12 protein-coding genes are annotated in these 12,566 nt (G+C 66.0%); 7 read left to right on the top strand and 5 right to left on the bottom strand.

Annotation, left to right across the window (positions count from 1 at the left end):
- Window positions 1–50: 50 nt before the first annotated feature.
- The 5 genes from JLK41_RS14115 to JLK41_RS14135 all read left to right on the top strand — a co-directional run bounded on the left by JLK41_RS14115 (window position 51) and on the right by JLK41_RS14135 (window position 7,264).
- Window positions 51–851, top strand: a complete 801-nt coding sequence (locus JLK41_RS14115) for a gamma-carboxygeranoyl-CoA hydratase (protein ID WP_037047837.1) — start codon at window positions 51–53, stop codon at window positions 849–851.
- The gene (locus JLK41_RS14120; protein WP_134676709.1) at window positions 848–2,788 is read left to right on the top strand and encodes an acetyl/propionyl/methylcrotonyl-CoA carboxylase subunit alpha; all 1,941 of its coding nucleotides are present in this window, start codon (window positions 848–850) and stop codon (window positions 2,786–2,788) included. The genes JLK41_RS14115 and JLK41_RS14120 overlap by 4 nt, the downstream gene beginning before the upstream one ends.
- A gap of 523 nt (window positions 2,789–3,311) precedes the next feature.
- On the top strand, window positions 3,312–4,211 hold the full coding sequence (locus JLK41_RS14125; protein WP_210389181.1) for a hydroxymethylglutaryl-CoA lyase: 900 nt from the start codon (window positions 3,312–3,314) through the stop codon (window positions 4,209–4,211).
- A gap of 71 nt (window positions 4,212–4,282) precedes the next feature.
- Window positions 4,283–6,238, top strand: coding sequence for an acetoacetate--CoA ligase (locus JLK41_RS14130; RefSeq protein WP_210389182.1), 1,956 nt, complete (start codon window positions 4,283–4,285; stop codon window positions 6,236–6,238).
- Between the two features lie 267 nt (window positions 6,239–6,505).
- A complete protein-coding gene (locus JLK41_RS14135) occupies window positions 6,506–7,264 on the top strand; it encodes a substrate-binding periplasmic protein (protein WP_210389183.1) in 759 nt (252 codons plus the stop codon).
- Here the strand turns inward: JLK41_RS14135 and JLK41_RS14140 are convergent.
- Entirely contained in the window at window positions 7,261–8,481 is a 1,221-nt protein-coding gene (locus tag JLK41_RS14140) for a PilT/PilU family type 4a pilus ATPase (RefSeq protein WP_172979150.1), read from the bottom strand. The two genes, JLK41_RS14135 and JLK41_RS14140, sit on opposite strands and share 4 nt — an antisense overlap.
- Before the next feature lie 148 nt (window positions 8,482–8,629).
- On the opposite strand from JLK41_RS14140, the gene JLK41_RS14145 reads away from it, so the two are divergent.
- On the top strand, window positions 8,630–8,908 hold the full coding sequence (locus JLK41_RS14145; RefSeq protein ID WP_017362973.1) for a peptidylprolyl isomerase: 279 nt from the start codon (window positions 8,630–8,632) through the stop codon (window positions 8,906–8,908).
- 7 nt (window positions 8,909–8,915) lie between these two features.
- Here the strand turns inward: JLK41_RS14145 and JLK41_RS14150 are convergent, their stop codons facing one another.
- From JLK41_RS14150 to JLK41_RS14165, 4 genes are all read right to left on the bottom strand, one after another.
- On the bottom strand, window positions 8,916–9,827 hold the full coding sequence (locus tag JLK41_RS14150) for a LysR family transcriptional regulator (protein WP_175253972.1): 912 nt from the start codon (window positions 9,825–9,827) through the stop codon (window positions 8,916–8,918).
- 65 nt (window positions 9,828–9,892) lie between these two features.
- Entirely contained in the window at window positions 9,893–10,372 is a 480-nt protein-coding gene (locus tag JLK41_RS14155; RefSeq protein ID WP_047591574.1) for a nuclear transport factor 2 family protein, read from the bottom strand.
- Between the two features lie 34 nt (window positions 10,373–10,406).
- Entirely contained in the window at window positions 10,407–10,973 is a 567-nt protein-coding gene (locus JLK41_RS14160) for a TetR/AcrR family transcriptional regulator (protein ID WP_037047867.1), read from the bottom strand.
- A 115-nt stretch (window positions 10,974–11,088) separates the two neighbouring features.
- A complete protein-coding gene (locus tag JLK41_RS14165) occupies window positions 11,089–12,009 on the bottom strand; it encodes a LysR family transcriptional regulator (RefSeq protein WP_210389184.1) in 921 nt (306 codons plus the stop codon).
- A 141-nt stretch (window positions 12,010–12,150) separates the two neighbouring features.
- Between JLK41_RS14165 and JLK41_RS14170 the strand changes: the two genes are divergently transcribed.
- Window positions 12,151–12,546 (top strand): RidA family protein, encoded by a 396-nt coding sequence (locus JLK41_RS14170; RefSeq protein WP_037047879.1) that lies wholly within the window; start codon window positions 12,151–12,153, stop codon window positions 12,544–12,546.
- Window positions 12,547–12,566: the final 20 nt, after the last annotated feature.

The raw sequence follows: 12,566 nt of genomic DNA on the forward strand, positions 1-12,566 counted from the left end.
GCATCGCCGGCAAGCCGGCTCCTACACCGCAGATCTGAGAGCGACGAGATATGACCGACTTCACCACCGTACAGCTTGAAACCGATACACGCGGCTTCGCCACCCTGTGGCTGAACCGGGCGGAAAAGAACAACGCCTTCAACGCCGAGATGATTCGCGAGCTGATCCTCGCCCTCGATGCCGTGGGCGAAGACAAGAGCCTGCGCTTCCTCCTCCTGCGTGGCCGCGGCAAGCACTTCTCGGCCGGCGCCGACCTGGCCTGGATGCAGCAAGCGGCCGGGCTCGACTACAACGCCAACCTGAATGACGCGCGCGAGCTGGCGGAGCTGATGTACAACCTCGCCGCACTGAAGATTCCCACCCTCGCCGTGGTGCAGGGGGCGGCGTTCGGCGGCGCGGTGGGCCTGACCAGTTGCTGCGACCTGGCCATCGGTAGCGAGGACGCGCTGTTCTCCCTCTCCGAAGTGCGCATCGGCCTGGCCCCGGCGGTGATCAGCCCGTTCGTGGTGCAGGCCATCGGCGAACGCGCGGCCAGGCGCTATGCCCTGACTGCCGAGCGCTTCGACGGCAAGCGCGCCCGCGAACTGGGCCTGCTCGCCGAGTGCTACCCCGCTGATGAACTGGAGGCGCAGGTCGACGCCTGGGTCGCCAACCTGCTGCTGAACAGCCCGCAGGCCATGCGCGCCAGCAAGGACCTGCTGCGCGAAGTGGCCAGCGGTGAGCTGACCCCGGCCCTGCGTCGCTACACCGAGAATGCCATCGCCCGGATCCGCATCAGCCCCGAGGGCCAGGAAGGACTCCGAGCCTTCCTGGAAAAACGCACGCCCGCCTGGCAGGAGCCGCAAGCATGAAGCCCACCCATATCGATACCCTGCTGGTCGCCAACCGGGGCGAGATCGCCTGCCGGGTGATGCGCACGGCCAAGGCCATGGGCATCCGCACCGTGGCCGTGCACAGCGCCATCGACGCCGAGGCACGGCATGTCCGGGAAGCCGATATGGCGGTCGATCTCGGCGGCGCCAAGCCCGCCGACAGCTACCTGCTGATCGACCGGATCATCGCCGCCGCCAAGGCCAGCGGTGCCCAGGCCATCCACCCCGGCTATGGCTTCCTCTCGGAGAACGCCGGTTTTGCCCAGGCCATCGAGCAGGCCGGGCTGGTCTTTCTCGGCCCGCCCGCCTCGGCCATCGAGGCGATGGGCAGCAAGTCGGCCGCCAAGTCGCTGATGGAAGCGGCCGGCGTGCCGCTGGTGCCCGGTTACCATGGCGACAAGCAGGACCTCGAGACCTTCCGCGAGGCCGCCGCACGCATCGGCTACCCGGTGCTGCTCAAGGCGGCTGCCGGCGGCGGCGGCAAGGGCATGAAGGTCGCCGAGTCGGAGGCGCAACTGGGCGAAACCCTGGCATCCGCCCAGCGCGAGGCGCAGTCGGCCTTCGGCGATTCGCGCATGCTGGTGGAGAAGTACGTGCTCAAACCCCGCCATGTGGAAATCCAGGTTTTCGCCGACCGACATGGCAACTGCCTGTACCTCAACGAACGCGACTGCTCGATCCAGCGGCGCCATCAGAAGGTGGTCGAGGAAGCCCCCGCCCCCGGCCTGAGCACCGAATTGCGGCGTGCCATGGGCGAGGCAGCGGTCAAGGCCGCGCAGGCCATCGGCTATGTCGGTGCAGGTACGGTGGAGTTCCTGCTCGACGAGCGCGGCGACTTCTTCTTCATGGAAATGAACACGCGCCTGCAGGTCGAGCACCCGGTCACCGAGGCCATCACCGGCCTCGACCTGGTGGCCTGGCAGATTCGTGTCGCCCGTGGCGAGCCACTGCCGATCAGCCAGCAACAGGTGCCGCTGAACGGCCACGCCATCGAGGTGCGCTTGTATGCCGAAGACCCGGATCATGACTTCCTGCCGGCCACCGGCACCCTGGCGCTCTACCGCGAAGGTGCGGCCGGCGACGGTCGCCGCTTCGACAGCGGCGTGGCCGAGGGCGACAGCGTTTCGCCCTTCTACGACCCCATGCTGGGCAAGCTGATCGCCTGGGGCGAGGACCGCGAACAGGCACGCCTGCGCCTGCTGACCATGCTCGACGAAACCCTGGTCGGCGGCGTCAGGACCAACCTCGCATTCCTGCGCCGCATCCTCTCCCATCCGGCGTTCGCCGCCTGCGAACTGGATACCGGTTTCATCCCCCGCCACCAGCAGCAGCTGCTGCCCAGCCCCGGCGAACTGCCGGAGCGCTTCTGGCAGCTCGCCGCCGACGCCTGGGTGCAGACAGAGGCGGCCCTGCAGCGTACCGACGACAGCCACTCGCCCTGGGCCAACCGCAGTGGCTGGCGCAGCGCCGGGGCGGCAGAAGTCGACCTGCACCTGAGCTGCCAGGGCACAAACCGCAAGGTGCGCGCCGGCAACCAGGCGCATTTCGGTGACGACACCCTGCAGGCGGATATCGAGGGCACGCGCCAGCGCCTGCGCTGCATGCGCCGTGGCGATACCCTCTACCTGCAATGGCATGGCGAGTTGCATGCCATCACCCGCTTCGACCCCATCGCGGCGGCCGAGGCCAGCCATGCCCAGCACGGCGGCCTGGGCGCGCCCATGAACGGCAGCATCGTCCGTGTGCTGGTCGAGGCCGGCCAGACGGTCGAGGCCGGCACCGCCCTGGTGGTGCTGGAGGCGATGAAGATGGAGCACAGCATCCGCGCGCCCGAAGCTGGCACGGTCAAGGCGCTGTATTGCTGCGAAGGGGAAATGGTCAGCGAAGGCACAGTGCTGGTGGAACTCGAGTCGTAGGGTGGATCACGCTGTATCGATCCACCACAAGGGCACCCACCCGCATCGAGGTGGACATGAAAGGCGATGTCCACCCTACGCACGGATTGAACGCGAACCGTAGGGTGGATCACGCTGCACCGATCCACCATCAGGGCGCTCTCCCGCATCGAGGTGGACATGAAAGGCGATGTCCACCCTACGCACGGATTGAACACGAGCCGTAGGGTGGATCACGCTGTATCGATCCAGCATAAGGGCACCCACCCGCATCGAGGTAGACATGAAAAGCGATGTCCACCCTACGCACTGATTGAACGCGAACCGTAGGGTGGATCACGCTGTATCGATCCACCACAAGGGCACCCACCCGCATCGAGGTGGACATGAAAGGCGATGTCCACCCTACGCACGGATTGAACGCGAACCGTAGGGTGGATCACGCTGTATCGATCCACCACAAGGGCACCCACCCGTATCGAGGTGGACATGCAAAACGATGTCCACTCCATGCGTTACAACCGGATACCGACGAGGAAAACCGATGAACCTGCCCCACTCCGTGCGCCTGGTCGAAGTCGGCCCGCGCGACGGCCTGCAGAACGAGAAACAGCCGATCAGCGTCGCCGACAAGGTGCGCCTGGTCGATGACCTGAGCGCCGCCGGCCTGCTCTATATCGAAGTCGGCAGCTTCGTCTCGCCCAAATGGGTGCCGCAGATGGCCGGCTCCGCCGAGGTGTTCAGCGGCATCCAGCGCCGGCCAGGCATCACCTATGCGGCGCTCACCCCCAACCTCAAGGGCTTCGAGGCCGCGCTGGAGGCGAAGGTGGAGGAAGTGGCGGTGTTCGCCGCGGCCAGCGAAACCTTCTCGCAGAAGAACATCAACTGCTCCATCGCCGACAGCCTGCAGCGCTTCGTGCCGCTGCTGGAGGCGGCCAAGGCCGCCAAGGTGCGCGTGCGTGGCTACGTCTCCTGCGTGCTGGGCTGTCCCTACGACGGCGACGTCGCCCCGCAGCAGGTCGCCGCAGTGGCACGCGAGCTTCATGCCATGGGCTGCTACGAGGTTTCGCTGGGCGATACCATCGGCACCGGCACCGCGGGCAAGACCCGCGCGCTGCTCGACGTGGTCAGCCGCGACGTTCCGCGTGAACGGCTGGCCGGGCACTTCCATGACACCTACGGCCAGGCCCTGGCCAACATCTACGCCAGCCTGCTCGAAGGCATCAGCGTGTTCGACAGCTCGGTCGCCGGGCTCGGTGGCTGCCCCTACGCCAAGGGCGCCACCGGCAACGTCGCCAGCGAGGATGTGCTCTACCTGCTGCAAGGCCTGGGCATCGACACCGGCGTGGACATGGACAGGTTGATCGCCGCTGGCCAGCGCATCTGCCAGGTACTGGGCAAGGCCAACGGTTCACGCGTGGCACGCGCGCGCCTGAGTCACTAGCGCCGGGAGACGATGAGGCCCGGCGGTCGAGCTAAGCTGAAGGCTGAGCACGACGACCACGAGGACTCATCATGCCGCAACCTCTGTGGAGACCCTGCGCCGAACGTGTCGCGGCCAGCCGCATGGAAGCCCTGCGCCACTTCGTCAACCACCGCCATGCCCTGCAGCTGGCCGACTACCCCGCCCTGCACGCCTGGAGCGTCGCGCAGCGCGAGGCGTTCTGGCAGGCCATCGCCGATGTCTTCGACGTGCGCTGGTATGCGCGCGCCGAGTGCGTGTTGCACGAAGGCCCGGCCATGCCGGATGCGCAGTGGTTTCCCGGCGCCACCCTGAACTTCGCCGAACACCTGCTGCGCCGTCGCGACGGCCACCCGGCGCTGGTGGCCGTGGCTGAGGACGGTCGCCGCGAGCAGCTCAGCTACGCGCAACTGGCCGCCCATGTCGCCGGCCTGCAACGCAGCCTGCGCGATGCCGGCGTCGGTGTCGGCGACCGGGTGGCGGCGTTCATGCCCAATACCTGGCAAACGGTGGTGGGCATGCTGGCCAGTGCCAGCCTGGGCGCCACCTGGTCAAGCTGCTCGCCCGACTTCGGCACCCAGGGCGTGATCGACCGTTTCGGCCAGATCGAGCCCAAGGTGCTGATCGCCGCTGCCGGCTACCGCTATGCCGGCAAGGAGCTGGACCTGAGTGCCAAGCTGGGCGAGATCCTCGAACGGCTGCCCAGCCTGGAGCAGCTGCTGATCGTGCCGTACACGCGCCTGCAGGCCAGCCCCGAGGATTACAGGTCATCCGCGCAGATCAGCCTGTGGCAGGACTTCTACCAGCCCGGCGGCGCGCCGCAGTTCGTCCCGCTCGCCTTCTCCCAGCCGCTGTACATCCTTTACTCCAGCGGTACCACCGGTGTGCCCAAGTGCATCGTCCATGGCGTCGGTGGCACGCTCCTGCAACACCTCAAGGAACTGGGCCTGCATACCGACCTGGGCGCCAACGACACCCTGTTCTACTACACCACCTGCGGCTGGATGATGTGGAACTGGCTGGTATCCGGCCTGGCACTGGGCGCCACCCTGGTGCTCTACGATGGATCGCCGCTGTACCCCGAGCCCACCCGCCTGATCGACCTGATCGACGCCGAGGGCATCTCCGTGTTCGGCAGCAGCGCCAAGTTCATCGCCGCGCTGGAGAAGGCCGGCGTCAAACCACGGGAAAGCCATCGCCTGACGACACTCAGGACCCTGCTGTCCACCGGCTCGCCGCTGACGCACGAGAGCTTCGACTACGTCTATCGCGACGTGAAGCGCGATGTCTGCCTGTCCTCGATCTCCGGTGGCACCGACATCGTCTCCTGCTTCGCCCTGGGCAACCCGACCCTGCCGGTATGGCGCGGCGAACTGCAGTGCAAGGGCCTGGGCATGGACGTGCAGGTATGGGACGAGGACGCCCGGCCGCTGCATGGCGCCAAGGGCGAGCTGGTCTGCGCCCGGCACTTTCCGTCGATGCCGCTCGGCTTCTGGAACGATGCCGACGGCGAAAAATTCCGCTCGGCCTACTTCACCACCTTCCCCGGCGTCTGGGCGCACGGCGACTACGCAGAAGAAACCGCGCACGGCGGCCTGATCATCCACGGTCGCTCCGATGCCGTGCTCAACCCCGGCGGGGTGCGCATCGGCACCGCGGAAATCTACCGCCAGGTGGAAAAGGTACCGAGCGTGCTGGAGTCCATCGCCATCGGCCAGGAGTGGGATGGCGATGTGCGCGTCGTGCTGTTCGTGCGCCTGCGCGATGGCGCGACCCTGGACGACGCCCTGTGTGACGAGATTCGCCAGGTGATCCGCGCCAACACCACGCCACGCCATGTACCGGCGCGAATCGTTCAGGTCGCTGACATTCCCCGCACCATCAGCGGCAAGATCGTCGAACTGGCCGTGCGCAATGTCGTTCATGGGCGGCCGGTGAAGAACACCGATGCGCTGGCCAACCCCAAGGCCCTGGAGCTGTATCGCGATCTGGCGCAGCTGCAGAACTGAAACCCCGCATCAGTCTGCAGCGCGCAGCACGGCGCGAACACACCAGCCGAACGGGCGAATGCCGGCAAATCCCCGTGCCAGAGCCTTCGCGCAACACAGGCAAGCGCACCGAATAATGGCAATTAGCCTTCAGGCATATTTGCTCATTATAATGACGCCATTTTCCCGACGAGCACCTGCCCGGCCGCACCACCTGCCAGTCACGGAGACTCACGGACCTCAGGGTAATAGCCGCTTGCGTCTATTGTTTTTTCACTGAACAACAGGATGTTCACCGTGCCTCATTTCAAACACCTGCTGTTTGTCCTGACGTTGAGCGCTGCCGTCTGTGCAGCCGCAGCAGGGCCGGTAAAGCTGTACCTGCCCGACGCCCCGCCGCTGACCTTTCACGACTATGAAGGCGGCAACGGCATGGTCGGTGACGTGGTGCTGGCCGCCGCCGCCCGCAGCGGTCGCCTGACCGAAATCATCGCCGAGCCCTGGTTGCGGGCGCAGGCCACCGTGAGCAAGGGCAAGGACCTGCTGATCATCCCGCTGTCACGAACCCCGCAGCGCGAGGCGCGCTACACCTGGATAGCCCCGATCATGCTGCTCGAGCGCGCCTTCTTCAGCCTCGACGAGCCAGTGGCCAGCTTCGCCGAGGCGCGCCGGCGCTACCAGCGCATCGGTGTCGGGCTGGGCACCGCACAGGTGGAGACGCTGCGCCGCGAGGGCTTCGCCGAGCAGCAGATCGTGCAGATCCGGCTTGGCGAGAACCCGGCCCGCCTGCTCGAACTGCGGCGCATCGATGCCTGGTTCACCGGCATCGACGAGGCGCTGTACATCTGGCACAAATCGGCGGCGCGCCGGCACGAGCTGCGCATGAGCCCACCCCTGGCAAGCACCGACCTCTACCTGGCCTGCTCGCTCGACTGCGACCGCCAGCTGGTGACGCAGCTGCGCGACGCCATCGCCCAGCTCGACCACGACGGCGTCAGCCAGCGGTTACGCCAGGCCTACCGCCCAATGCTCTGGCCCACGCCCTAGATACCCTGGCGCCCCGGATCCTCCGGCGGCTGCTCTTCCTCGATGTCCTCCAGCTTCAGTTCCAGCCCCCAGTCGCCCGCCTCGGCAACCTTCGGCGCTGCAGCCGGTGCCGCCACCGGAGCCGCTGCGACGGGCGCGGGCTTGGCATTGGCCGGGTTGTCGCGGTAGAGCTTGAGCTTCAGGCGCACGTTGTTCGCCGAGTCGGCGTTCTTCACCGCCTCCTCCTCGTCGATGGCGCCGTCGTGCACCAGGTCGATCAGCGCCTGGTCGAAGGTCTGCATGCCGAGGTTCTTCGACTTCTCCATGATCTCCTTGAGCTCGGAGAATTCGTTGCGCTTGATCAGATCACGCACCGTCGGCGTCCCCAGCATCACCTCCACCGCCGCGCGGCGCTTGCCGTCGATGGTCTTGACCAGGCGCTGGGAAACGAAGGCCTTGAGGTTGTTGCCCAGGTCATTTAGCAACTGCGGGCGACGCTCTTCAGGGAAGAAGTTGATGATGCGGTCCAGCGCCTGGTTGGCGTTGTTGGCATGCAGGGTAGAAATCGCCAGGTGCCCGGTGTCGGCGAAGGCCAGTGCGTGCTCCATGGTCTCGCGGTCGCGGATCTCGCCGATCAGGATCACGTCCGGCGCCTGGCGCAGGGTGTTCTTCAGCGCTGCATGGAAGCTGCGTGTATCCACGCCCACCTCGCGCTGGTTGATGATCGACTTCTTGTGCCGGTGCACGTACTCCACCGGGTCTTCGATGGTGATGATATGGCCACCGCTGTTGCGGTTGCGGTAATCGATCAGCGCAGCCAGCGAGGTCGACTTGCCCGAACCGGTGCCGCCGACGAACAGCACCAGGCCGCGCTTCTCCATCACCGTGCTGAGCAGGACCTCGGGCAGCTTGAGGTCTTCGAAGCGTGGAATCTCCATCTTGATGTTGCGCGCAACGATGGACACCTCGTTGCGCTGCTTGAAGATGTTGATGCGGAAACGACCGACCCCGGCCAGCGAGATCGCCAGGTTCATCTCCAGTTCGCGCTCGAACTCCTCGCGCTGCGCGCTATCCATGACCGAATCCGCGATGGCGGCCACGTCCCCCGCCTTCAGCGGCTCCTGGCTGAGCGCCTTGAGCACGCCATTGAACTTGGCACAGGGCGGCGCGCCGGTGGAGAGATAGAGATCGGAACCGTCCTGCGTGGACAGGACTTTCAGCATTGCAGGGAGATCCATGGCGGCGCTTCCGTCAACAGCGATTGAAATACCATAGGCCATGATTACCTGCAGTGCGGACAACGCACGACCCATAAAATTGACGTCATTCTGCTGGCGCAGCGAATGCTGGCACAATAGCGCGCTGACAGAATTGAGGAGCCCATCAATGGCAAAGGCAATGGCCCGCCACATCCTGGTCAAGACCGAAGCGGAAGCGGCGGCTCTGAAGAAGCGCATCGCCGCCGGCGAAGCCTTCGATGTGCTGGCGCGCAAGCACTCCACCTGCCCGTCGGGCAAGAAAGGTGGCGACCTGGGCGAAGTCCGTCCCGGACAGATGGTCCGCGCGGTGGACCAGGTGATTTTCAAGAAGGCCCTGCGCGAGGTGCACGGCCCGGTGAAGACCCAGTTCGGCTATCACCTGATCCAGGTGTTCTACCGCGACTGAGCCCCGCTCAGGCGCCCGGCTCGCCCATGAACTCGACGATCTTGCTCCTGATCCAGCGCTCGGCCGGATCGTTGTCGGTCACCCCGCTCCAGACCATGGACAGGTCCGAGTTGACCAGCTCGAATGGCGGGTCATCCGCGCGCAGGCTGGTGCCTTCGATCAGGGCTGCCGCCGCGAAATCCGGCACCGTGGCGAGCATTTCCGTCCCCGCGATGATCGAGCGCAAGCCACTGAACTGTGGCACTGCCAGCACCACGCGCCGCGAACGGTCGAGGCGCGCCAGATCGTTGTCGATGTTGCCGCACAGGTCGCCCGAGAAGGACACCAGCGCATGCGGCCGGGCGCAGTACTCGTCCAGCGTCAGCGGCCCTGGCCGATCATCGCCGCGCAGCACCTTGACGCGCATCTCGCGCAGCTTGCGGCGCTTGGCATTGGCCGGCAGCTCGGTGGTGTAGCTGACGCCGACGGAGATCTCCCCCGACGCCAGCATCGATGACATCAGCAGGAAGTTGACCCGCCGCACCACGATCACCACCTCCGGCGCCTCCTCACGGAGCTGATTGAGCAGCGCCGGAAACAGCCCGAACTCGGCATCGTCCGACAGACCGATGCGGAAGGTGTCGCGATTGGTCGCAGGGTTGAATTCCCGGGCACGGCTCACCGCGCCCGAGATGGTGTCCATCGCCGGCTGCAGCTCCCGGAGAATCGCCAGGGCCCGCGCCGTCGGCTCGAAACCCCGGCCGTTGCGCACCAGCAGCGGGTCGTCGAACAGGTCGCGCAGGCGCGCCAGCGCCGCACTGACTGCCGGCTGGCCGAGGAACAGCTTCTCCGCAGCCCGCGTCAGGTTCTTCTCGAACATCAGGGTCTCGAAGATCACCAGCAGGTTCAGGTCGACACGGCGCAGATCGTTGCGATTCATTCGGCATCCTTGGAGTTCGGGGTCATCGACGCATTCAAGCAGCAAGTCCCGTGCCTGCGAGCCGTTCAGAGCCCCAGTTCGGACAGACCCGGATGATCATCCGGACGGCGCCCCTGTGGCCAGCGGAACTTGCGCTCGGCCTCGGTGATCGGCAGGTCATTGATGCAGGCGTAGCGATTGACCATCAGGCCGTCAGCGCCGAACTCCCAGTTCTCGTTGCCGTAGGAGCGGAACCAGTTGCCCGAGTCGTCACGCCACTCGTAGGCATAGCGCACGGCGATGCGGTTGTCGGTGAACGCCCAGAGTTCCTTGATCAGACGGTACTCCAGCTCCTTGGCCCATTTGCGCTCGAGGAAGGCCTGCGCCTGACCGCGCCCGTCGACGAACTCGGCGCGGTTGCGCCAGCGCGTATCCAGGCTGTAAGCCTTGGCGACCTTGGCCGCATCCCGGCTGTTCCAGCCATCCTCGGCGAGACGGACCTTCTCGATGGCACTCTCGCGGGTGAACGGCGGTAGCGGCGGACGGATTTCATCATTGGACGACATAACGGCACCTCTTGCTTTCAGGGAATGGCGCCCATCACTGGGCATTCGGGGTCTGCAACAGCATCGACGCGGTCTGGCCGGCACAGTCGGCGGCATCGGCCTGGCCGGTGACCATGGCAACGGCGGTAGCGCCGTCGATCAACAACAGCAGTTGCCTGGCCACGCCGGCAGCGTCGGCCAGGCCACAGGCGGCGGTGATTTCGTTCAGGTAGCCGAGCAGGCGCTGCTTGTGCAGCCGCGCCACGGCGCGAATCTCGCTGCTCGGATCGCCGGTCTCGCCAGCCGCATTGATGAACGCGCAGCCGCGAAAGTCCGCTGACTCGAACCAGCTGCGCAGCAGCGGGAAGATCGCCAGCAGCCGCGCACGCGGCTCGCCGCTGGACGTGCCATCGATGAACCAGCGCATCCAGCGCTCGTCACGGGCACGCAGCGCCGCCGCCACCAGGGCCTCCTTGGTCGGATACAGGCGATAGATGCTTTTGCGCGCCACCCCCGAGGCCTTGACGATGGCATCCATGCCGGTGGCGTTGATGCCCCCGGCGTAGATCAGGCTTTCGGTGGTCTGCAGCAGGCGCTGCTGGATGGAAGCATCTTCGAGCATGGTTCAGGCACTGCAGAGAATGATCGTTCTCAGCAAGGTAGAACGATCATTCTCTGCGGTCAAGACAATTCTTTGCTGCCCGCTCGTCAGCCTCGGGGACGGCGGCCCTCTAGGCTCAGCGCCGCGCCGACAGCGGGGTATGCTCGGCCATCAGCGCCACCACCCAGTCGATGAACACCCGCAGCTTGGCGCTGACGTGGCGGTTCGGCGCGAATGCCAGGTACATCGGCATCGGCGCCATCTGCCAGTCCTCGAACAGGCGCACCAGCTCGCCGCTGGCCAGGTGTGGCGCGGCCATGTAATGCGGCAGCCAGAGCATGCCCAGGCCCGCCAGGCCGGCCGCGAGATAGGCATTGCCATCATCGACGGTCAGCAGCGGCCGACCTTGCGCCTCGATGCGCTCGCCACCCCGCTGCATGGCGTAGGGCAAGGCCCTGCCGGTCCGCGACCAGAGAAAACCCACGGTGCTGTGCCCCGCCTCTTCCAGTTCGCGCGGGTGGCCCGGCGTTCCGCTGCGCTGCAGATAGCCTGGCGTGGCGTAGATGCCCAGCTGCAGGTCGCCCACGTGGCGGGCGATCAGCGACTGGTCGGTGATCTCGCCGCCACGCACCACGCAGTCGACGTTCTCGCCGATGATGTCGACGATGCGGTCGCTCACCCCCAGGGTCAGCTGAATCTCCGGATAGCGCGCGTAGAACGCCGGCAGTGCCGGAATCAGCAGCATCCGCGCAAAGGGGCTGGGCACGTCGACCCGCAGGCGTCCACGGGGCGCCATCGCCGCGCTGGACAGGCTGGTCTCGGCGTCGTCGACATCGGCCAGCAGGCGCACCACGCGTTCGTAATAGGCCGCGCCGTCGGCGGTGACATTGACCTTGCGCGTGGTGCGGTTGAGCAGACGCACGCGCAGGCGCGCCTCGAGTTGCTGGACGAGCTGGGTCACGCTGGTCTTGCTCATGTGCAGGGTGCTGGCAGCCTTGGTGAAGCTGCCGGTCTCGACCACGCGCGCGAACGCCTGCATCGCATCGAAACGGTCCATTTCGCGTCTCTCTCGACTGTTGATTGTTTGGATTCTACAAACAGTCATGACCAGAGTTGCGCGTTTATCCAGGCCAGGCGTCTTCTTACAGTGACTCCATCGTTAACAACGGCTGCAGCGCAGCCCAGATGGAGGTGTGCAATGAACCCCAAACGTGACGTGGTCTTCCCGGCCGATCGCCATGCGCTCTATGAACTTCACCGCTACTCGCCGGCGGTGCGCTCCAATGGATTCCTGTTCGTCTCCGGCCAGGTCGGCAGTCGCAAGGACGGCTCGCCGGAACCGGTTCTCGAAGAGCAGGTGCGCCTGGCCTTCAGCAACCTCAATGCGATTCTTGCCGCGGCGGGCAGCAGCTTCGACGATGTGGTGGACACCACCATCTTCATGGTCGACCCGCATTCGCGCTTCGAGACCATCTGGGAAGTCGCGGCCGAGTACTGGGGCGAAGCCCCCTACTCGACCGCGACGGCCATCGGCGTGACCTGGCTGGCCGGCTTCGACTTCGAGATCAAGGTGATCGCCAAGCTGCCGGAATGATGGCGACGCGGCCCCTGCGC

Source organism: Ectopseudomonas khazarica, from assembly GCF_017915135.1.
GTDB lineage: Bacteria > Pseudomonadota > Gammaproteobacteria > Pseudomonadales > Pseudomonadaceae > Aquipseudomonas > Aquipseudomonas khazarica.